Here is a 19,422-nt window from a genome sequence, read left to right on the forward strand (position 1 = left end):
TTACAGCACGTAGGAGAGCAGGGCCATAAAGCCGATATAGAGCCGCCCGAAAAAGCCCATTATGCCGGCTTCGTCGGTATAGACCAGCACGCTGGCCTGCCCGCCCAACCGCAAATTGCGCACCAGATCAGGGTCAACATCGGTAAACTCGATGACCACCGGGAAACGCTGTTCGGGGCGCAGCCAGTCGCGGCTGTTGTTGACCGTCGGCAAGGAGCCCTGTGATGAGCGCGGTCCGGCAGCAACGCCGGAGCCGACGCTGCGGACCTTACCTTTGATAATGCTGCCCGGCATCGCTTCGAGCACAATATCCACCGGCTGGCCGACTTTGACATGGCCCAGATTATTCTCGGTGAGATCAGCATCAACCCAGACATCGCGCACGCTGATCAGTGTCAATGCTGGTTGCCCAGCCCCGGCAATGCGACCGGCGTCAATGCTGAGATCGGTGACCTTGCCGTCAGCAGGTGCGCGCACCACCGAGCGTTCAATATCGAGTTGCGCTTTTTCCAGCGCACTGCGCGCGGCACGGATACGGTCATTATCGCCGCCCAGACTGCCCCGGGCGATCTCGGCCTGACGCAATTGCGCTTCGGCGGCATCAACCCGGCTGCGGGCTTCGCTCAACGAGGCGCGGCTGGCATCGAGACGGCGCACTGAAACCGTGCCTTCATCGGCCGCACGCAACGCCTCATAGCGCGCGGTTTCCTTGCGGGTTTTGTTGAGCGCAGCTCTGGCGACCCCCAGATTGGCGCGCGCGACCTCGACCGCAGCGCTGGCAGCCTGCCGGTCGCGGCCAACCGCATCGAGATCAGCTTCCGCCTTTTGCTGCGCCAACTCATAATTGGCGGTATCAATCTCGAACAGCGGATCGCCTTTTTTGACGAGCTGATTGTCGACAACGTCGAGCTTGATGATCTCGCCTGCGACTTGCGGCGCGATGGGCACGACATTGGCGCCGATACGTGCCTGGCTGGTATAAGGCGTTACCCGGTCGCCGACAAAATGCAGGAGATAGATGACCGCGATGATACCCAGCAGCACCATCGCGCCGCGCCCGGTGCGCTTGGCGGTCTTTTCCGCCTCGCTCGGCTCGCTCGCTGTCGACTCTTCGGCCTCGGTCACGGTTGCTTCCTCCGCTTCATCCTTGGGCGTGTCCTCGGCCTGTTGCTTGTCATCGCTCATGGCGTGTTTTCCCCTGCCACATTCTCGATAATATCATCGCCCCAATTGGTGCGTTGCTGCATCCGGTCCAGCGTTCTGGCCGGGATAATCTCCTCCGGTGCGCGCATATCCCAGCCACCGGCAATAACCCGGTACAGCCCAATCAACGCCACCGCCTCGCGGCCGCGTGCGGCGGTTAGGCTGTCCTCCTGGCGCAGCAACAGCGCCTGTGCGTCCAGCACCCGATCAAACGGAGACAAGCCTTCACGATAGCGTGTATTGGCAATCTCCAGCCCGCGCCGGGCAATCGCAGCGGATTCGGTGAGCAGGGCAATCTCTTCGCGGATACGCAGCAGATTGATCGCAACCTCATCGGTTTCGCGCGCAGCATCCAGCACCGTTTGCTCATAGCGCGCCACCGCCTGTTCCAGCCGCGCATCCTGCGCCCGGATCGCGTTGCGGATGCGGCCAAAGTCGAAGATCGGGAAGCTGAGGCTTGCCGCCAGCGATTCTGTCACCGCATCGGTCAGGCCGCCAGCCGTGGTGCGGGTGATGCCAAAGGCTCCGGCTAGGACAAAGGCGGGTTGAAGCTGTGCCTTGGTCAGATCAAGCTGCGCTGCCTGTACCTCAATCCCCTGCACCGCGCCGCGCACATCGGGTCGCCGCATCAGCATCTCGGCAGGAATGGCATAGAGTGGCAGGTTTGCGACCGGGAAATCCGCTCGGTCATCGAGCGCAATGTCACCCGGCAAGCGCCCGGTCAGCACCGCCAGTGCGGCGCGCTCCTGCTCCATGGTCGCCATCAGGCCGGGGATAGCAGTCTCGGTCGCCACCAATTGGGAGCGCGCCTGTTGCGCATCGAGCTCACTGTCTTCGCCATATTCATAGCGCAGATTGGCAATATCGGCGCTGCGCTGTTGCAGGGCCGCATTGCCGCGCAAAATGGCAAGGCGCGCCTCGGCGGTGCGATAATTGTAATAGCGCCGGGCGACCTCTGCCGAGATCAGTATCTCGACATCGCGGGCGCTGGCTTCAACACCGCTCAGCACCGCCTCGCCCTGTTCGATAGAGCGCCGTATCCGGCCAAAGATATCAAGCTCCCATGCTGCCGAAACCCCGGCATCGACAAACAGGAAGTCATTATCAACAATCCGACCCCCGGCGAGCGCATTGGCGGCATAGCCTCCATTCAGCGTGCCGGTAACGCTTTGCGGCAGCAAATTGGCGCGCAGCCCCTGTGCCTGCGCCCGCGCTTCGATAATCCGCAATGCGGCGATGCGGATTTCGCGGTTTTCGTTACGCGCCGCATCAATCAGATCGAGCAGCAATGGATCATCAAATTGCGACCACCATTGGCGCTCGGTGCCGGGCAGCGCGGGCGCACCGTCTCCGGACCGTCGCGCCAACTCGCTGGTCGCAGGCGTTTGCCAATCGGCAACATCCACCCCGTCAATCGGCGCTTCGGTGCGGTTGATGGTGCAGCCGGACATCACTAACGCCAGACTTAAAACCCAGGCAGGCAAAACCATCTGCCGCCCAGTGTGTGCGGTGGGGCCAGAGGTGTGCGACAGACTGTCGGGAAAAGCGCGTGAAGCCATGGAAGTCCGAATATCCCGTTACACAGGAAAAGAAAAGGATTTCGCAGCGCCGAGCAATGCCCTTTGGCCAAGGGAGATGCAGCGCGAGCGTGATAGCATGGAATCCCAATACCATGCCTATTAACGCGTCTAAAGCCTTTAAATCATTAATTATGCGTTAAGTATAATTCTGAATCACTAGCGGTTATTCATAATTAATATCAGAAAAATGCAAATAAAAAGGCGAGGCCGTGGCCTCGCCCTTATTTGGTGCAGTCAAGCTACTTGTTAACCGCTAGCCCATTTGTTTCTGAACACTTAAAGGAATATTCGTTTCGGATTTTAAGTCAATTGACATTCGCACCGATATTGGTTGCAATTTACCCTGGCTTTTTTGGGCTGCCAGTAATTTCGCAAAGTCTGACAGGGGACATGATGCCGACGCGCTTGGGTCTGGATATAGGCACACATTCCATTGGCTGGTGCCTCATCGGCTTTCAGCCGGATAAGCCGCTTGGCGATCGGATAATCGCCTCTGGTGTGCGGATTTTTGCCGATGGCCGTGACCCAAAATCCGGTGCGCCGCTTGCGGTTGAACGCCGGATCGCGCGCGCAGCGAGGCGACGGCGTGATCGCTATCTTGGCCGCCGTGATGCTTTGCTGAATATTCTTGTCCAAAATGGATTAATGTCGCCAGACAAGGATGAGGCCAAAGCGCTGGCGGACTTCGACCCCTATGTGTTGCGGCGTAGAGCGCTGGATGAGAGGCTTGAGCCTTATGAAGTCGGTCGTGCGCTGTTTCACCTCAACCAGCGACGTGGTTTTCGTTCAAACCGCAAGGCAGAACGCGCGCAGGACGATGATGGCAAGATTCATATTGGCGCAGTCAGGCTGGATGAAGCGATGGCAAAGGCCGGTGCGCGCACATTGGGCGAGTATCTGGCGATGCGCCGGGCCCTCGGCCAGCCAGTGCGCGTGCGCTTGCATGATGACAAGGATGATGGCAGCGGGCATGCGTTGAAGGGGTATGAGTTTTATCCGCAACGGCATCATATCGCCGAGGAGTTTGATGCCATCTGGTCAAGTCAGGCGCGTTACCATCCGCAAATGCGCAAAGATAGCTTGCGTGATGCGCTGCAAAGGGTGCTGCTTTTCCAGCGTCCACTCAAGTCTGAAATGGGTGGTGCATGCGAGTTTGTTGCTGAGGAGATGCGGCTCGCCAAGGCGCATCCCACCTATCAGCAACTGCAGTTATTTGCTGCCGTCAACAGGCTGCGCGTTTCAGCGCCGGGGCAATCACCGCGAAGACTATCTATACAGGAACGAGACCAGATCATTGCGAGGCTGAAGACAGTAAAGTCTTCCAGCTTTACCGCACTGGCCAAACTGATTGGTCTGGAACCGGGCCAGTCTTTTGACCGTGCGCCTGATAGTCGGTCGAAGATGGCTGGCGATGCGCTGCATGCCGCCATGAGCCATTCAAGTCTGTTTGCCGATGGGTGGATTGCATTTGATCATGATAAGCGATGGACGCTGATCGAAAGGTTGTTGCGCGAAGAAGACCCGCACAAGCTGCGCCAGTTTCTGCAGCAGCAATATGGTTTTGACGACAACCAGATTAGCCGCATTGAAAAAGCAGCGCGGCTTTTGCCTCAAGGCTATGGCCGCACTGGTCCAAGCGCAACCGCTCAGATCCTCACAGCGCTGAAGCGTGATGTTATTGGCTATGATGAGGCGGTGACACAGCTAGGCTGGGAAAGGGCGATTGATGCACAAGGCGATAGTCGACCGCATCTGCCTTATTATGGTGACATATTAGCGCATCATATACCGCCTGGAACGCATGATCATGCTGATCCGCCTGAAAAACGCTGGGGCAGGATTAACAATCCGACGATCCATATCAGCCTGCGCCAGCTTGAGAAACTGATTAACCAGATCATCGCTGTCCATGGACGGCCGGATAGCATAACCGTTGAACTGGCGCGCGAGCTCAAACTCAGCGAGCGTGAGCGCGACGCCTATCGCGGCAAGTTGCGCAACAAGAGCGTTACAGCGCGCAAGCAGGCGGCGATACTGCGGCAAAATGGCGCCGATGATACGGCCCGTAACCGCATGCTCTTGCGGCTTTGGGAGCGACTTAAACCGGGCGAAAACGGTGCCCGCTATTGTCCCTATTGCGGCAATATGATCACCATGAAGATGCTGTTCAACGGTACTGCGGTGGTGGATCATATTTTGCCCTATAGCCGAACGCTTGATGACAGCAGCGCGAATATGACGGTCGTGCATCGTGATTGTGATGACGAGAAAGCGCGGCGTAGCCCATGGGAAGCATGGGGCAATAGCGAGCGCTGGGAACGGATTACCAAGCAGATTGAGCAACTGCCCGCGGCCCAGCAATGGCGTTTCGCCCCGGATGCCATGGATCGGATCGAGGCACAGGGCGGATTTGTACGTCGCCAACTGTACGATACTCACCATCTGGCAGAGGCAGTCCGTACCTATCTCGGCAGCCTTTATGCCAAGGAGGAGAAGGATCTGGCTGCGGATACACACTCTGTTGCTAAGCAGGTAATGCCGCCGGTCAGCGTGATTCCGGGTTATCTCACCGGCACATTGCGTAAGGCATGGAAACTCTGCGACCTTCTGCCGGGTTGTAAAGAGACGGATATCGGCGACAATAGCCCGATTGAATCTACCGACCATCGGCATCATGCCATCAATGCTGCTATCGTGTCGGTAACGACCCCCGCAATGCTATATGAAATGGTCAATTGTGCGGCGGCACGGCAGACAAATGATGTGACTCAGATGTTTGATAGGCTGCCGCTGCCATGGATGGAATTCCGCGATCATCTTTCAGCAACGCTGGCGACCATGGTGATTAGCCACAAGCCCGATCATGCCGGTAAGAAGCGCGGTAATGCACGGTCAGGCTCAACCTCGGGCCAGTTGCACAATGACACCGCCTATGGCTTTACCGGGCGTCATAGCGAAGACGGCAAAACACCCATTATGGTGCACCGTATCCCACTAACGCAGCTGCGACCAGCCGATTTAGTCAATAGCCAGCGTATCGCCGATCCGATGTTGCTTGAAGCTTTACGCGATGTCGCCGGCGGCCTGGATGGCAAGGCTTTCGACGCTGCATTACAGGAATTGTCCGCCAAAGGATGGTGCCGTGATGAGCGCGAACCTTTGTTGTTCAAGGGCCTTAAGCATATCCGCGTGCATGAGCCGTTAAAGGTCATCCCTGTCTCCGACCGTCAGGGCCGGATCTATAAAGGATTTAAGGGCAACTCCAATGCGCGCTATGATGTCTGGCGATTGCCTAATGGCCGCTGGGTCACAAAATGGAAGGACCGCAAGGGCGAGCAGCAAAGCAGTATTATCAGTACCTTCAACCTGCATCAGTCTGATTATGAACCGCCGCGTCCACATCCTGCAGCAAAGAAGATGCTCAGCCTACAGCAAAATGATCTGTTGGCGATTGAGCGCGATGATGGCCCGGTCGAGATTGTTCGCGTGGTAAAATTCACCGCCAATGGCGCGATCACGTTGGCCCATCATAACGAGGCAGGGCCGCTAAAGGCGCGCGATGCCAAGCCCGAAGGTGTGGACCCATTCAAATATATCAATGCCTCGGCAATGGCGTGCAAGAAAATGCGCGCGCGTCAGGTGCGGATCGATCCTTTGGGCCGGGTGTTTGATCCCGGCCCTAGGGAAGAGGTGTGAGCAGATCGGGCAGGATTATGCGTCCGAATCTAGCTTGTTTCTCGCTATCAAGCCGCGATCTGATAAGGCTGAATTTCGCCGTTGAGATAAAGGTTGCGTGCCTTTGCTCGGCTCAGTTTGCCTGATGACGTGCGCGGCAGGGTGCGTGGTGGCACCAGTTCGACGACGCAATTCATGCCGGTGATCGAACGCACCTTTTCGCGGATTTCCTCACGCAGGCGGGCGCGCTCATTGTCGTCCGAGGTGCGGCATTGGACCAGCACCGCCGGGGTTTCTTCACCGCCCGGTGTGGTAACAGCAAAGGCTGCGATATCGCCAGCCTTGAATCCGGGAAGCTGTTCCACTGCCCATTCAATATCCTGTGGCCAGTGGTTCTTGCCGTTGATGATGATCATGTCCTTGGCGCGGCCGACAACATAGAGATATCCGTCCGACATATAGCCCATATCGCCGGTATCGAGCCAGCCATCGACGAGACAGGCGGCGGTCGCTTCCGGATCGCGGAAATAGCTGTGCATGATGCTGGGGCCAGCGCACCAGATTTTGCCAATGGCTTTTTCCGGAAGAACCGCGCCGTTCTCCTCGCGGATTTCGACGGTCATATCCTTGGCCGGTTTGCCGCAATTGACGATCGAGCGATAGCGCACCGGATTGTCGTCATTATCTGCAGGCGCGCCGGAGAGGCGGGTTTCCTCGACCAGCTCGACGACAATGCCTTCGCCTGGCGGCATCAGTGTTACCGCCAGCGTCGCTTCGGCCAGGCCATAGCTCGGCAGGAAGGCTTTTGCGTCAAACCCGGCAGGGGCAAAGGCATCGACAAAATGCTGCATCACATCGGGACGGATCATATCCGCACCATTGCCGGCAAGCCGCCAGCGTGAGAAGTCAAAGCGCTCGGCAACCTTGGACTGGCTGCCGATGCGGCGGGCGCAGATATCATATCCGAAGGTCGGTGAATAGCTGATCGTTGTGCCCTGATTGCGGCTGACCATATCGAGCCATGCCAGCGGGCGGCGGGCGAAATGCTCGGTCTTAAGATAGTCGGTCGAAACCTGATTGGCGATCGGCGACAGGAAGCAGCCGACCAGCCCCATATCATGATACCAGGGCAGCCAGGACACACAGCGGTCGGTCTCGACCAGTTCCATGCCGTTGGAATGGGCCGAAAGATTGTTGAGAAGGGCATGATGCGTCACCGCGACGCCATGCGGGAAACGGGTTGAGCCGCTGGAATATTGCAGATAGCAAATGTCCTGCGGGTCGGCCTTGGGCAGTTTTGCCTCGGGCGCTTCACGGGTGGCGAAGTCTTCCCAGCTTATGCCGGTAACATTGCACTGTTTCGCCGCTTCTCCGGCCATCTCATCCAGTTCCACCGGGAAGAACAGCATCTTCGGGTCACAGCTTTTGAGCTGCACCGCTAGCTGGTCGACATAAGATTCCTTGCCGCCAAAGCTGGTCGGCAGCGGCAGCGGTACTGGCCAGCCACCGGCATAGACCACGCCGAAGAAAAGAGCGGCAAATTCCGCACCGGTCTCGGCGATCAGGGCGATACGATCCTGCGGTTTGATACCTGCGGCGATCAGCCGGTGCGCCATGGCAAGCGCATCAGTGCGCAGCTCGGAGAAAGGATAGGGGCGCTCCAACGTGCCGCGCATATCGTGGAAATTGAGACCGCGATTGCCCCTTGCGGCATAATCCAGCGCATCACCCAGCGTATCGAATTCCGCCAGAATACGCGGAAGATCGTCCTGGGTCGGCGTTGGCAGCAATGTTTCTATGGCATCAGACATAGGGTTTTAGCTCACATCATTTCTTTGTTTGCATGACCATTATACCAACGGATTCATGCTAAAAAATCATTTGTTTGCAATATTCTGTGTACGGTCGCGCCTGATAACAGTCGTGGCAGATAGCCTCAACATTGCGTCCCCATCTCCCCTTTTTGGATCGATTGCGATCCTGCTATCAACACAGCTATACACAAAAATGTCGCATTTGAAATGTGCTGTAAACAGCAACAGCCGACAGAAATTGGACGCGACTGTGGCATAATGATGGCGAGACGGGCTTTCCGGTATCATGAGGTCCAAAGATAAACAGCGTTCGGGGTGTGGATAACCCTGTCGATTAAGGGTGGGAAAACAGGTAAAACCAGTGCACTGATAGGTATTGATGGCAGATGACCATATTGAAAATCGACGGCGCGGCGCGATGAAGAAACGCGCTCCGCGGCCGCTCAATGCGCAGAAACTGCGCGATATGGCGCTGCGTTATGTCGCCCGCTATGCCACCTCCAGCCATAAATTGCGGCAATATCTGCTGCGCAAGGTGAAAGAGCGCGGCTGGGCCGATGATATGCCTGCCGATGTTGATGCTCTGGTTGATTATTGTGTGGCGCAGCGCTTTATCAATGATGCGCTTTATGCGGAGACCAAGGCGGCCAGTCTGTCGCGGCGCGGCTATGGCAAGCGGCGGGTTGACGATAGTTTGCGGGCATCCGGCATTGATGAGGAGGATGCCCAGGGCGCCCGAGATCATGCTGAAGCAATGCGCTGGAAATCGGCATTGTTGCTGGCCAAGCGTCGGCGGATCGGGCCGTTTGCGGCCTATAGCGAGGATGCAGCCGAGCGCGAGACCGAGGCGGATGCGCAGCAGCGCCAGAAATTGCGGCAGAAGCAGATACAGATGATGGTGCGCGCAGGGCATGATTTTATGGTCGCGGCGACATTGGTGGATGCGCGCAATCTTGAGAGGTTACGGGAAATTGGCGATGAACAACTGGATATCGCGCTGGACGGTTTGATTGCGTCGGAATAGACAGCCCACGGGGAACAGGACAAAAGGCCAGTCACAAGGATCATAATATGAATCGATTTTTCACGCTGATGCTGGGCGCGCTTATCGCGCTTTCGTCCTGTGCTGCTCCGACTGATGCGCGTCAGAGTGATGCGGGAGCGGAAAGCACTGGCGAAACCGCCAGCCCAGCAAAGGCTCCGTCAGGTCTTGATCTGGTGCCGCTGACAATCACCAGCAATGGCAAGACGCATGAGTTTACCGTCGAGGTTGCCCGCACATCGCGCGAACAGGCGCGCGGCCTGATGTTCCGCACCGAGCTTGCCCCCGATGCGGGCATGATCTTCCCGTTTGACCGGGTGCGTCCGGCGAGCTTCTGGATGAAGGACACACCGACATCGCTCGACATCATCTTTGTCCGCGCCGATGGCACGATTGAGAGCATTGCCGCCAACACCACGCCCTATTCGCTGGAAAGCGTGCAATCAGGTGAGCCGGTGGCCGGGGTGCTGGAAATCTTGGCCGGGCGTTCGGCAGAGCTGGGCATAAGCCCTGGTGACAGAGTTTCCTGGACAGAATCCTGGGACCCGGCAAAACGGCGCGGGCAATAACCCGTCGCTTTTCTATTGCCTCCATGGGGCAGGTGCGGGTAAGCGAGCGCGCATGGGACTATTGAGCAAGATATTCACCTGGTGGGATGGCGCCACAATCGGCACCAGCCTGCACACTATGCGCAAGGGCGAGCGGGTCGGCGAGGACACGTTCGGCAATGTCTATTATCGCAGCAAGAAGGTGCGTGATGGCGAGCGCGAACGACGGTGGGTTATCTATAATGGTGCCAATGATGCCAGCCGGGTTCCGGCGGAATGGCACGGTTGGTTGCATCAGAGCTATGATGAAGTGCCCGAGAGCCATTTGCCGCCGCCGCGCATATGGGAGCGTGATTATGAGCCTAACCGCACAGGGACAGTCGAGGCCTATCGGCCCGGCGGTGCGCTGGAGCGTGGTGCAAAACGGGCATCGGCAACCGGAGATTATGAAGCATGGTCACCGGGCGATTGATTCGCGCGCGGCGCCATGGACTGTGTATTGCTAGCCTCAGCCTACTGGTCCTCAGCGGCTGTGGCGAGCAGGCTGGTGACAGCCCTGACAATCCTGAAGATGCTGTGCCTGAAACCGAGGCAGAAGTCTCGCAGACAGAAGCTGACGAAGAGGTAACGCCAGATATTGAGCGTCCCGACAGCTATGGCACGCCCATGGCGGAGCGGGTTGCTACGCTGGGTTTCCTCAACAAGCGTAACAACCAGACGCGCGATCTGGAAATGAAACCGGGTGAATCGCGACGCATCGGCAATGTCCTGGTGAAGATGGAAGCCTGTGAGCGCACCGCGCCTTGGGAGTCACCCGCAGAGACCGGTGCCTTTGTGCAGGTTACCGTGCAGGAACGCAAAAAGCGCGGCGAAGACCCGAAATGGCGCCGCGTATTTTCCGGCTGGCTGTTCAAGAATTCGCCTTCTGTCAGTGTTGTCGAACATCCGGTCTATGATGTCTGGGTCAAGGACTGCGCGATGAGCTTCCCCGGTGAGGAAGAACCGGTCGCCGGATCAAGCGCATCGCAATCGTCTGAATCAGCGCCTGCCCGGCGTTCATCCGCTCCGGCGGCGGAAAGCAACTCGGAAAATGCGTCCGGCAATGAAGCTTCTGCCTCCGCGCCGGCCGGGCCTGCGCCGGCAGCGCCTCCGACACCGGCGGAAACCGTGCCAGCGGAGGATCCTCCGCCGCCGGCCGTGCCATAAAGCCGGGGTCTGCGTGCTGCAGGGCGCTCATAGGCGCTGCCCTGCAAAGCTTCATCCAGTCGCTCCAGATACTCGTCTTGCGATATTTCGATCGCGCCCATGCTGGCGAGATGATCGGTCATAAACTGGCAATCGAGCAGGGTGAAACCACCGTACCGCATTGCCGCGACCAATGCACACAGTGCCACTTTGGATGCATCACGCTGACGGCTGAACATGCTTTCGCCGCAAAAGACGCGGCCCAGCGAGACGCCATAAAGCCCGCCGACTAGCGCAGCATTCTGCCAACACTCAATACTGTGTGCATGGCCCAGCTGATGCAGTAATTGGTAGCTTTCGCGGATGGTCGGGTTGATCCAGCTTTCCCGGCGATCCGGTGCTGCCTCAGCACATAGATCAACCACCTCGGCAAACGCGCTGTTGCAGCTTATGGTGAACACGTCGCGGCGCAGTGTCTTGCGCAGCGAGCGCGACAGGTGAAACCCATCAAGCGGCAAGATCGCCCGGTCTTTGGGCTCGACCCAGAACACCTCTTCGTCTTCGCGCGAATCGGCCATGGGGAACAGGCCGACAGCATAGGCACGCAGCAGGACTTCCGGGTCTATGATCATATTTATATGTCTAACGCCGTCGAAAGCCGGGTCAAAGGATGATTGTGCTCTTGCCAGTTGGCGAGCGAGCCGGTAAGGGCGTCATCCGGCCAATAAGCGCCATGCAGGGGTGTAGCTCAGTTGGTAGAGCATCGGTCTCCAAAACCGAGGGCCACGGGTTCGAATCCTGTCACCCCTGCCATTTCTTCCCGCTTGCGTTTTTGGTGACATGGGTTTATCGCCCTCGCAATTCCCTGACATCGGACATATATTACAGTCTCCGCAAGCGAAGCGGAGGGAAATCTGTGTCCCCTGACAGGGCCGTTAAAGCGAAATGCGAGTGAAGAGAAATGGCAAAAACGTCTCCCGGTGAATTTGTCCGTCAGGTGCGGGCCGAAACCTCCAAGGTGGTCTGGCCAACGCGCCAGGAAACGCTGGTCACGGCGGTGATGGTGTTCATCATGATGACCATATTGGCGCTGTTTTTCCTGGGCGTAGATACCTTCTTCAACTGGATCGTCCAGTCGCTGCTCTCGCTCGCTGCATAAGCAATTTTTGAAGCCCTCTTTGTAGATAGAAATCCCGATCTTATGGCACGCTGGTATATCATTCACGCCTATTCAGGCTTTGAAAACAAGGTCAAGGAAGCGATTCTGGCCGATGCGGAGCGTCTGGAGCTGACGCAGCTGGTTGAGGAAATCGAGGTTCCGACCGAGACTGTCACCGAAGTGCGTCGCGGCAAAAAGGTGCAGTCAGAGCGCAAATTCTTCCCCGGCTATGTCCTTGCCAAGCTGCAGATGACCGATGATGTCTATCACTTGGTCAAGGATCAGCCCAAAGTGACCGGTTTTCTCGGTTCCAGCGGCAAGCCGCAGCCGATCAGCGAAGCCGAAGCTGCGCGCATCCTCAACACCAAGGAAGAAGCCGCCAACGCACCGCGCGTCAAGGTCGATGTCGAATATGAGATCGGCGATCAGGTCAAGGTTCTTGAAGGCCCATTTGCCAGCTTTAACGGCGTGGTCGAAGAGCTTGATTTCGACAAGGGCAAGGTCAAGGTGTCGGTGTCGATCTTTGGCCGGGCTACGCCGGTTGAGCTGGACTTTGAGCAGGTTGAGCTGGCGAAATAAGTGAGCCGCATTCCGCGGAGTTTAAGTAGGCCATATAGGCTGCCCTGCCAGAGCCTGATAAAACAGGGCGAGACATAAAGCGATTTGCAGCGCCGTCACACCCAGAACTACAGGGATAGCAGGCCATCTGAAACGATTCGCCAAATAACCGGCTAGCGGCACCGTCTGCATCAGATGCAGGGCGACAAAATGCGAGGGCCGTAAATCACCATATTCGCGAGACCAGCCGAAAAAGGGGAACACTTCGCCGCCGCCGGAAAGCGGCGCGCCGACATAGCGGCTGGTGCTCGACATGGTGCTGGCGACCAACAGGGTTAGCGCAAAGCCGGTGGAAAGGCCGATAATCGAACCGAGCCAAAGCCCCTTGCGGCTGCGGTCACCCTTGCGCCAGATTTGCACCGCCAGCACCATCGCGACGAAAACCAGCAGCACCGCGCCGACGCCCATCAGCGCATAGGCCGTGGATTCAGCCGGGGTGTCATAGTTGAAATGCGAGCGGCCGCCTTGCGCTGCTTTCAGGCCAATATAAGCGAATTCATAGATCATCGAGATGGCAGCGAGATAGCCAAAGATGATCATCAAGGGACCTGTGCGGAAGTCGCGCGGCAACAGTTGCGCCAGCACCGCCAATGTCGCGAAATGCAATGCCAGCGAGATGTGGAATTTTTGCGGCTTGGTCCAGATCGCGGCGCTGTCAAGGATGCGCGTATCCAGCAGCCAGGCAGGGATGAACACGACAAAGCAGGCCAGTTGGAACAGAGCCAGCGCCAGGAATAAACGCGTCAGATGATCGTCATCCAGCGCGGGTATCAGTGGCATGTGGATAGATGGCGTAGCTGTGGCGTTGCTGCTCATGCTGCTGCCCTCTCTTTGGCGAAATAGCCTGCGCGCATGGTTAGGAACAGCGCCAGGCCAAGCGGACCCAGCATGAAGGTGGCGACCAGTATCGGTGCCTGTATCAGCCGCGCCAGCCCGAGTTTGTCCGCCTCGACCGCGATCCAGCCGCCGATGAACAGGTCAAAGGCGAGATAATGCACCCACCCAGCGAGCAGTACCTCCTTCTTGGTAAACAGCTTCGCCACCTCATCCAGCGAGCCAAAACCGCCGCCCTCGACAGTGAAGATATGCGCCAGCGCCAGCCCGGCATAGAGAAGCGACAGGCCGAAGGGGATCAGATAGCGCGGGACAAAGAGTAGCGCCGGCCAACGCCGGGGAAGAAAGATCAGGATCAGCCAACCGAGCATCGCCGAGGTGCTGGCCCAACTGAATAGCTGTTCGGGAGTTATTGCCATTATGCAGCCTGTCTCTTGCTTCGCCTTTGCTACCTTTGGCTATAGGCACAACTGTATTAGTGAAGCAATACAATAATCACCGAATCGCTTGCAAATCCTGAATTGCGCGCTATGTGCGCTTCTTCTCTCGCTTTGTGCTCCTGGCGCAGTGAAGAGAAACCCGCGCGGGAGGTGAGGGCAATCCCACCGTCTGTACCGCTTAATTTGATGGGCCGTCGCGTAAAGCTATGGCCCAGACAGAAAGAAAAGGAGGCCTTGTCATGGCCAAGAAAATTGACGGCTATATCAGCCTGCAGGTGCCCGCTGGCACTGCAAACCCCTCACCGCCCATCGGCCCGGCTCTGGGTCAGCGCGGTGTCAACATCATGGAATTCTGTAAGGCGTTTAACGCGGCGACCCAGGATATGGAAAAGGGCGCGCCCATTCCAACCAAGATCACCGTCTATGCTGATCGCAGCTTCACCTTTGAAACCAAGACGCCGCCGGCCAGCTATCTGATCAAGAAAGCGATCAAGCTGAAATCGGGTTCCAAGGCGCCGGGCAAGGAAGTTGCCGGCACCATCAAGCGCTCGCAGCTGTCACAGATTGCCGAAGCCAAGATGAAAGACCTCAACGCCAATGACATTGAGGCGGCAACCCGGATTATCGAAGGCTCGGCACGCGCCATGGGCCTCGAAGTGGTGGAGGGCTGATCTGATGACAAAACTCTCCAAGAAGCAGAAAATGCTGGCTGAAAAGCTGGACGCCGACAAGCTGTACAGCATTGATGAGGCGATCAAGACCGTTAAGGAACTGGCGACCTCGAAATTTGACGAGACCATCGAAATCGCGATGAACCTCGGCGTAGACCCGCGCCATGCTGACCAGAATGTCCGCGGCGTGGTATCGCTGCCTTCGGGCACCGGTAAGGACGTCAAGGTTGCGGTGTTCGCCCGCGGCGACAATGCCGACAAGGCGACTGCTGCCGGTGCTGACAAGGTTGGCGCTGAAGACCTGATGGAAGATATGCAGGCTGGCAATCTCGACTATGACCGCGTGATCGCAACGCCGGACATGATGGGTGTTGTCGGTCGTCTGGGTAAGGTTCTCGGTCCCAAAGGCCTGATGCCTAACCCGAAGCTGGGCACCGTGACCCCCAATGTCGAACAGGCGATCAAGGACGCCAAGGGCGGCCAGGTGGAATATCGCGCGGAAAAAGCCGGTATCATCCACAGTGGTATCGGCAAGGCAAGCTTCAGCGAAGACGCACTGCGTGCCAATTTCGACACGCTGGTCAATGCGGTCGTCAAAGCCAAGCCATCAGGCGCCAAGGGCAAATATGTCCGCAAGGTCGCGATCAGCTCGACCATGGGCCCGGGCCTGAAAATCGATCTCGGTGAAATCGAAGGCGCGTAATTTGCTCTCACGGCTATACCATTGGATTTCATCCAATGGTGCCTCCGAGGGGGCGGCCTAACGGCCGACGCGCAGTCGCGCTTGCGGATGCTCCGCATCCGTTACATCGATAATGAGAATAGAAAAGCCGGGGAGGGTGACCTCTCCGGCTTTTTCTGTGCTGTTGCGCGCTGTCCAGTAACGCACCATATTGGCGGAAATATTCCGTTACATAAGGACTGCGCCCGATGGATTCGCTTGCTGATGATCTGCGCCAGATGCGCCGTACCCCGTTGCATGAAAGCCATGTAGCAGCCTTGCGCACTATAGCGGTAGAGCGCGAATATCCGGCTGGCGAATATCTTATCCGCAACGGTGATCGCTATGATCGCTTTGTCTATGTGCTCGAAGGCGAGATTGAGGTGGTCAATGCGTTCACCGGTGAACGCCATCTGGAATCCGGGCTGGGCCCGACCCAGTTTATGGGCGAGATCTCTTTTTTGAGCGGCGGCACGGCGACCATGCCGCTGCGTACCGCCAAGCCAACGCGAACATTGGAAGCACCGCGTCAGGCCATGCTCGAGCTGATGGCCAAGACACCGGAAATGTCGGACATTATCATTTCGGTTCTCGCCGCGCGTCGTCGTCGGCAGCTGGAAGATGATGACAGCTCGCTGACCCTGATCGGGCCGGAGGCTGATCCCGATATTGCCCGCATCGCCATATTCGCAAGCCGCAACAAAATCCCGTTCAAGGCTATGCCGCTACAGACACAGGAGGCCGAAGCCGAGGCCAAAGCCTGCTCCATCGCGCATGACAGGCCTGCGGTGATCTTCGGCAAGGACCGGGTGATTGACGATCCCACTCCGCTAAAGGTCGCGCGGCTTCTCGGCATGGATGAGGATGTCGGCGATGGCGACATCTTTGATGTGTTGATCGTTGGCGGCGGCCCGGCGGGTGTAGCGGCGGCGGTTTATGCCGGGGCCGAAGGGCTGAGCGCGCTTGTGGTTGATGATGCCGCGATTGGCGGGCAGGCGGGAACGTCGAGCCGGATCGAGAATTATATGGGCTTCCCCACCGGCATATCGGGCGCTGATCTGGTGTGGCGCGGCCATATTCAGGCGCTGAAATTCGGCACCCGCTTTGCCGTGCCGCGCCGGGTCACCGGCATCGCGCGACAGGAAGACGGTCTGTTCCGTGTCCGGTTGGACTGCGACAGCTATGTATGCGCCCGCGCGGTGCTGGTCGCCACCGGGGTACAATATCGCCGGCTGCCGCTCGACCGGCTGGAAGAATTTGAGGGCGCAGGCGTTTATTATGCTGCCACCGATATGGAAGCCCGCTTCTGCGCCAATACTGAGGTTGCGATTATCGGCGGCGGCAATTCGGCCGGGCAGGCGGCGATGTTCCTCAGCCGCTATGCCAAACATGTGCATCTATTGGTACGCCGGGATTCACTCGCGGCCTCGATGTCCAACTATCTCTCCAGCCGGTTGGAGGCGGAGCCGGGTATCACTATTCACTATAATACCCAGGTGACGGCGCTGCATGGCGACGATCATCTCGACCATATCGAGGTCAAAACCGGTGGCACAGTGCGGCGCATGAATACGCCGTCACTCTTCATCATGGTCGGCGCTGCGCCCAATACCGACTGGCTCGGCGATCTTGTCAAAAAGGATGATAAGGGCTTTATGCTCTGCGGCGAAGCGGCAGGCGCGGATTCCCAATTCGCCACATCGCATCCCGGCATATTCGCCGTCGGCGATGTCCGCGCCGGATCGGTCAAACGCGTCGCCTCAGCAGTGGGCGAGGGCTCGGTGGTGATCTCGAGAATTTGGGATTATGTGAATCAGAGCGAGATGGCGTGAATAGAAACTGAGGGCATTTTGCGCTCGGTCCAGATGGCTGGTTTCGACCCTGTTGCGGAAATCCAAGCAGATACCTAGTTCTTGTTTATGGCGTACAAGATAGGCAAGAAGCGTGCACTGGGCTGCACCGTATTGGTGACAGCACTATCTATCGCTGCCGTTACGCTTACGCCAATCGGTCCACTGTTCGTTTACGGTTGGCTGGTTCCAATCATTAGTCCTGTAATCCCGAAACCCGATGACGTGCCCGCTAGAGCAAAGGCAGAATATCATTGGAAGGGGTTCGGTTTGACCTGGTATTGGGAGGATCGCGTCTCAGGCGGCTGTGCACGTTGGTGGGCTGCAGAGAGCTACGGCGGCGAACCTGTTCGTGGGCTAAGTGTTTTCGAAGGCGGAGCCAGCTGTGAGGATGGAAAGGCAACAATTTACCGCCTCTCTTTTTTGGACCACGCGGCATTTGGAAGTGGCGAAAACCGCTGGCCGTACGAAAAATGCCCCTTCGACCTTAGTGAGGTTTCCGTAAGAAGACTCCTGACTCAAATTGAGGAACTGATTGACGTTAGCTCAGGACCAATTCAGACGAAAATGCTCGAAGATACGCGATCAGAGATAAAGCAAATCGGACAATTGGGATTGCGTGCGCAACAATTCGGTTGCCGGGTCAACAGCGAATAACGGCTCGTCTGCTTTCACCCCCAAAAGCCGAAAAGCTACCTAACACATCGCTTGGAAACATCACGAGGGACTGCAAAACTTCGACGCAAAGCCCGCCATTCCTGCTTGACTCTCCGCCCCATCGCTGTATGTGCGCTCCCGGAACGGTTGCGCGAGTAACCGGTCACCGTCCGAGACAGTTGGTGAGGGGAATTGGCCTCTCTTAATTTCCAGCCTAGACGGGGATAGCATTTTCAGTGATGAACCCTGGTGTTCCTCACCTTGTCCTATTTGCGGTCACACTGCTCCGCATCACAGGCAAAGTCTTCCCCCAAACGGACATTCACTGCTGTGATCAGGCCATGGGTCTGGTTCGGCGTTTGTAATGCGGTTGCATCGTGCCAATTCATGCGGTGTGGCCAGACAAGGAGAATGGCATGGATCGTTCGCAAAAAGAACAGGCCGTTGCCGAGCTGAACGCGGTATTTGCAGGCGAGACCGGGGTTGTTGTGGTGACACGCAATCTGGGCCTCACGGTTGCTGAGTCATCCGATCTGCGTACCAAGATGCGTGAAGCTGGTGCTGCCTATAAAGTTGCGAAGAACCGTCTTGCCAAGCGCGCTGCCGAAGGCACGCCCTATGCTGGAATTTCCGATCTGCTGAGCGGCCCGACCGCTCTGGCCAGCTCGGATGACCCGGTTGCGGCGGCCAAGGTGGTCGTCGAGTTCGCCAAGGGTAACGACAAGCTCGAGATCGTTGGTGGCTCTATGGGTGAAACCGTGCTCGATGTTGCTGGCGTCAAGTCGCTGGCCTCGATGCCGTCGCTCGACGAACTGCGTGGCAAAATTGTCGGCCTCCTCAACGCACCGGCGACCAAGCTCGCCCAGGTGGCGCAGGCTCCGGCCGGCCAGCTGGCGCGCGTTTTCGGCGCCTATGCCGCGAAAGAGGACGCATAAGGTTCTTCGGAAAAAGACATCCGAAACACGAAACATCACTGAATTTTGAAGGAATATGAAAAATGGCTGATATTGAAAAACTCGTCGAACAGCTTTCCGAGCTGACCGTTCTTGAAGCTGCTGAGCTGTCCAAGGCTCTGGAAGAAAAGTGGGGCGTTTCTGCTTCTGCTGCTGTGGCTGTTGCTGCGGCTCCGGGTGCTGGCGGCGGTGACGCTGGCGGCGCTGCTGAAGAAAAGGACGAATTCGAAGTCGTTCTGACCGGCGACGGTGGCAAGAAGATCCAGGTGATCAAGGAAGTTCGTGCGATCACCGGTCTGGGTCTGGGCGAAGCCAAGGCTCTGGTCGAAGGCGCTCCGAAGACCGTCAAGGAAGGCGCGACCAAGGACGAAGCCGAAGAAATCAAGAGCAAGATCGAAGCTGCTGGCGGTACCGTCGAGCTCAAATAAGTCTTGCGATACTTTCGCTTGCAAAAAAGGCGGTGCCCCAAGGG

The 19,422-nt window shown here is 57.6% G+C and carries 19 protein-coding genes, 1 tRNA gene and 1 pseudogene; 14 read left to right on the top strand and 7 right to left on the bottom strand.

The genetic code is table 11. The annotated features are described in order from the left end of the window. Positions 1 to 1,185 carry an HlyD family secretion protein gene (locus tag RB602_RS04105; protein ID WP_317083201.1) on the bottom strand — a complete coding sequence of 395 codons (1,185 nt, stop codon included), beginning with the start codon at positions 1,183 to 1,185 and terminating at the stop codon, positions 1 to 3. Further along, positions 1,182 to 2,654: a TolC family protein gene (locus RB602_RS04110; RefSeq protein WP_317083202.1), complete on the bottom strand. Its 1,473-nt coding sequence runs from the start codon at positions 2,652 to 2,654 to the stop codon at positions 1,182 to 1,184. The genes RB602_RS04105 and RB602_RS04110 overlap by 4 nt, the downstream gene beginning before the upstream one ends. A 519-nt stretch (positions 2,655 to 3,173) precedes the next feature. Here RB602_RS04110 and cas9 point away from each other — a divergent pair. After that, complete coding sequence (gene cas9 / locus RB602_RS04115; RefSeq protein ID WP_317083204.1) at positions 3,174 to 6,479, top strand: type II CRISPR RNA-guided endonuclease Cas9; 3,306 nt, start codon at positions 3,174 to 3,176, stop codon at positions 6,477 to 6,479. Between the two features lie 47 nt (positions 6,480 to 6,526). Here the strand turns inward: cas9 and RB602_RS04120 are convergent, their stop codons facing one another. Beyond that, the gene (locus RB602_RS04120) at positions 6,527 to 8,269 is read right to left on the bottom strand and encodes a fatty acyl-AMP ligase (protein ID WP_317083206.1); all 1,743 of its coding nucleotides are present in this window, start codon (positions 8,267 to 8,269) and stop codon (positions 6,527 to 6,529) included. 382 nt (positions 8,270 to 8,651) lie between these two features. Between RB602_RS04120 and RB602_RS04125 the strand changes: the two genes are divergently transcribed. The 4 genes and pseudogenes from RB602_RS04125 to RB602_RS04140 all read left to right on the top strand — a co-directional run. Beyond that, a complete protein-coding gene (locus RB602_RS04125; protein WP_317083208.1) occupies positions 8,652 to 9,296 on the top strand; it encodes a regulatory protein RecX in 645 nt (214 codons plus the stop codon). A 47-nt stretch (positions 9,297 to 9,343) separates the two neighbouring features. Beyond that, positions 9,344 to 9,883: a DUF192 domain-containing protein gene (locus RB602_RS04130; protein ID WP_317083210.1), complete on the top strand. Its 540-nt coding sequence runs from the start codon at positions 9,344 to 9,346 to the stop codon at positions 9,881 to 9,883. Between the two features lie 52 nt (positions 9,884 to 9,935). After that, positions 9,936 to 10,334, top strand: a complete 399-nt coding sequence (locus RB602_RS04135; RefSeq protein ID WP_317083212.1) for an NADH:ubiquinone oxidoreductase subunit NDUFA12 — start codon at positions 9,936 to 9,938, stop codon at positions 10,332 to 10,334. A gap of 260 nt (positions 10,335 to 10,594) precedes the next feature. Further along, positions 10,595 to 10,777 (top strand): annotated as a pseudogene (locus RB602_RS04140) (DUF2155 domain-containing protein); the annotation flags it as partial. A 35-nt stretch (positions 10,778 to 10,812) separates the two neighbouring features. Here the strand turns inward: RB602_RS04140 and aat are convergent. Next, a complete protein-coding gene (gene aat, locus RB602_RS04145; RefSeq protein ID WP_317083213.1) occupies positions 10,813 to 11,679 on the bottom strand; it encodes a leucyl/phenylalanyl-tRNA--protein transferase in 867 nt (288 codons plus the stop codon). A 105-nt stretch (positions 11,680 to 11,784) separates the two neighbouring features. Here aat and RB602_RS04150 point away from each other — a divergent pair. From RB602_RS04150 to nusG, 3 genes are all read left to right on the top strand, one after another. After that, positions 11,785 to 11,860 (top strand) — tRNA-Trp (locus tag RB602_RS04150). Between the two features lie 148 nt (positions 11,861 to 12,008). Next, a complete protein-coding gene (gene secE / locus RB602_RS04155) occupies positions 12,009 to 12,206 on the top strand; it encodes a preprotein translocase subunit SecE (RefSeq protein ID WP_317083214.1) in 198 nt (65 codons plus the stop codon). A gap of 42 nt (positions 12,207 to 12,248) precedes the next feature. Continuing rightward, positions 12,249 to 12,785, top strand: coding sequence for a transcription termination/antitermination protein NusG (nusG, locus tag RB602_RS04160; protein WP_317083216.1), 537 nt, complete (start codon positions 12,249 to 12,251; stop codon positions 12,783 to 12,785). A gap of 21 nt (positions 12,786 to 12,806) precedes the next feature. Here the strand turns inward: nusG and RB602_RS04165 are convergent, their stop codons facing one another. Both RB602_RS04165 and RB602_RS04170 read right to left on the bottom strand, forming a co-directional pair. Then, on the bottom strand, positions 12,807 to 13,640 hold the full coding sequence (locus RB602_RS04165) for a hypothetical protein (protein ID WP_317083218.1): 834 nt from the start codon (positions 13,638 to 13,640) through the stop codon (positions 12,807 to 12,809). Continuing rightward, the gene (locus RB602_RS04170; RefSeq protein ID WP_317083220.1) at positions 13,637 to 14,077 is read right to left on the bottom strand and encodes an ABA4-like family protein; all 441 of its coding nucleotides are present in this window, start codon (positions 14,075 to 14,077) and stop codon (positions 13,637 to 13,639) included. The genes RB602_RS04165 and RB602_RS04170 overlap by 4 nt, the downstream gene beginning before the upstream one ends. 260 nt (positions 14,078 to 14,337) lie before the next feature. Between RB602_RS04170 and rplK the strand changes: the two genes are divergently transcribed. The 4 genes from rplK to RB602_RS04190 all read left to right on the top strand — a co-directional run bounded on the left by rplK (position 14,338) and on the right by RB602_RS04190 (position 17,997). Continuing rightward, the gene (rplK, locus tag RB602_RS04175; protein ID WP_317083222.1) at positions 14,338 to 14,769 is read left to right on the top strand and encodes a 50S ribosomal protein L11; all 432 of its coding nucleotides are present in this window, start codon (positions 14,338 to 14,340) and stop codon (positions 14,767 to 14,769) included. 4 nt (positions 14,770 to 14,773) lie between these two features. Further along, positions 14,774 to 15,472, top strand: a complete 699-nt coding sequence (gene rplA, locus RB602_RS04180; protein ID WP_317083224.1) for a 50S ribosomal protein L1 — start codon at positions 14,774 to 14,776, stop codon at positions 15,470 to 15,472. 227 nt (positions 15,473 to 15,699) lie between these two features. Beyond that, entirely contained in the window at positions 15,700 to 17,322 is a 1,623-nt protein-coding gene (locus RB602_RS04185; RefSeq protein ID WP_317083226.1) for an FAD-dependent oxidoreductase, read from the top strand. An 87-nt stretch (positions 17,323 to 17,409) separates the two neighbouring features. Beyond that, entirely contained in the window at positions 17,410 to 17,997 is a 588-nt protein-coding gene (locus tag RB602_RS04190) for a hypothetical protein (RefSeq protein WP_317083228.1), read from the top strand. Between the two features lie 266 nt (positions 17,998 to 18,263). Here the strand turns inward: RB602_RS04190 and RB602_RS04195 are convergent, their stop codons facing one another. Then, positions 18,264 to 18,386, bottom strand: a complete 123-nt coding sequence (locus tag RB602_RS04195) for a hypothetical protein (protein ID WP_317083230.1) — start codon at positions 18,384 to 18,386, stop codon at positions 18,264 to 18,266. A gap of 27 nt (positions 18,387 to 18,413) precedes the next feature. On the opposite strand from RB602_RS04195, the gene rplJ reads away from it, so the two are divergent. Next, the gene (gene rplJ / locus RB602_RS04200) at positions 18,414 to 18,932 is read left to right on the top strand and encodes a 50S ribosomal protein L10 (RefSeq protein WP_317083232.1); all 519 of its coding nucleotides are present in this window, start codon (positions 18,414 to 18,416) and stop codon (positions 18,930 to 18,932) included. Between the two features lie 62 nt (positions 18,933 to 18,994). Then, a complete protein-coding gene (rplL, locus tag RB602_RS04205; protein WP_317083234.1) occupies positions 18,995 to 19,378 on the top strand; it encodes a 50S ribosomal protein L7/L12 in 384 nt (127 codons plus the stop codon). Positions 19,379 to 19,422 lie beyond the last annotated feature (44 nt).

This window comes from Parasphingorhabdus sp. SCSIO 66989 (assembly GCF_032852305.1).
Lineage (GTDB): Bacteria > Pseudomonadota > Alphaproteobacteria > Sphingomonadales > Sphingomonadaceae > Alterisphingorhabdus > Alterisphingorhabdus coralli.

Excerpts from the sequence above, each read along its gene's own strand:
- RB602_RS04105 (WP_317083201.1), bottom strand. The coding sequence starts at position 1,185 with ATGAGCGATGACAAGCAACAGGCCGAGGACACGCCCAAGGATGAAGCG.
- RB602_RS04110 (WP_317083202.1), bottom strand. The coding sequence starts at position 2,654 with ATGTCCGGCTGCACCATCAACCGCACCGAAGCGCCGATTGACGGGGTG.
- cas9 (WP_317083204.1), top strand. The coding sequence starts at position 3,174 with ATGATGCCGACGCGCTTGGGTCTGGATATAGGCACACATTCCATTGGC.
- RB602_RS04120 (WP_317083206.1), bottom strand. The coding sequence starts at position 8,269 with ATGTCTGATGCCATAGAAACATTGCTGCCAACGCCGACCCAGGACGAT.
- RB602_RS04125 (WP_317083208.1), top strand. The coding sequence starts at position 8,652 with ATGGCAGATGACCATATTGAAAATCGACGGCGCGGCGCGATGAAGAAA.
- RB602_RS04130 (WP_317083210.1), top strand. The coding sequence starts at position 9,344 with ATGAATCGATTTTTCACGCTGATGCTGGGCGCGCTTATCGCGCTTTCG.
- RB602_RS04135 (WP_317083212.1), top strand. The coding sequence starts at position 9,936 with ATGGGACTATTGAGCAAGATATTCACCTGGTGGGATGGCGCCACAATC.
- aat (WP_317083213.1), bottom strand. The coding sequence starts at position 11,679 with ATGATCATAGACCCGGAAGTCCTGCTGCGTGCCTATGCTGTCGGCCTG.
- secE (WP_317083214.1), top strand. The coding sequence starts at position 12,009 with ATGGCAAAAACGTCTCCCGGTGAATTTGTCCGTCAGGTGCGGGCCGAA.
- nusG (WP_317083216.1), top strand. The coding sequence starts at position 12,249 with ATGGCACGCTGGTATATCATTCACGCCTATTCAGGCTTTGAAAACAAG.
- RB602_RS04165 (WP_317083218.1), bottom strand. The coding sequence starts at position 13,640 with ATGAGCAGCAACGCCACAGCTACGCCATCTATCCACATGCCACTGATA.
- RB602_RS04170 (WP_317083220.1), bottom strand. The coding sequence starts at position 14,077 with ATGGCAATAACTCCCGAACAGCTATTCAGTTGGGCCAGCACCTCGGCG.
- rplK (WP_317083222.1), top strand. The coding sequence starts at position 14,338 with ATGGCCAAGAAAATTGACGGCTATATCAGCCTGCAGGTGCCCGCTGGC.
- rplA (WP_317083224.1), top strand. The coding sequence starts at position 14,774 with ATGACAAAACTCTCCAAGAAGCAGAAAATGCTGGCTGAAAAGCTGGAC.
- RB602_RS04185 (WP_317083226.1), top strand. The coding sequence starts at position 15,700 with ATGGATTCGCTTGCTGATGATCTGCGCCAGATGCGCCGTACCCCGTTG.
- RB602_RS04190 (WP_317083228.1), top strand. The coding sequence starts at position 17,410 with ATGGCGTACAAGATAGGCAAGAAGCGTGCACTGGGCTGCACCGTATTG.
- RB602_RS04195 (WP_317083230.1), bottom strand. The coding sequence starts at position 18,386 with ATGAATTGGCACGATGCAACCGCATTACAAACGCCGAACCAGACCCAT.
- rplJ (WP_317083232.1), top strand. The coding sequence starts at position 18,414 with ATGGATCGTTCGCAAAAAGAACAGGCCGTTGCCGAGCTGAACGCGGTA.
- rplL (WP_317083234.1), top strand. The coding sequence starts at position 18,995 with ATGGCTGATATTGAAAAACTCGTCGAACAGCTTTCCGAGCTGACCGTT.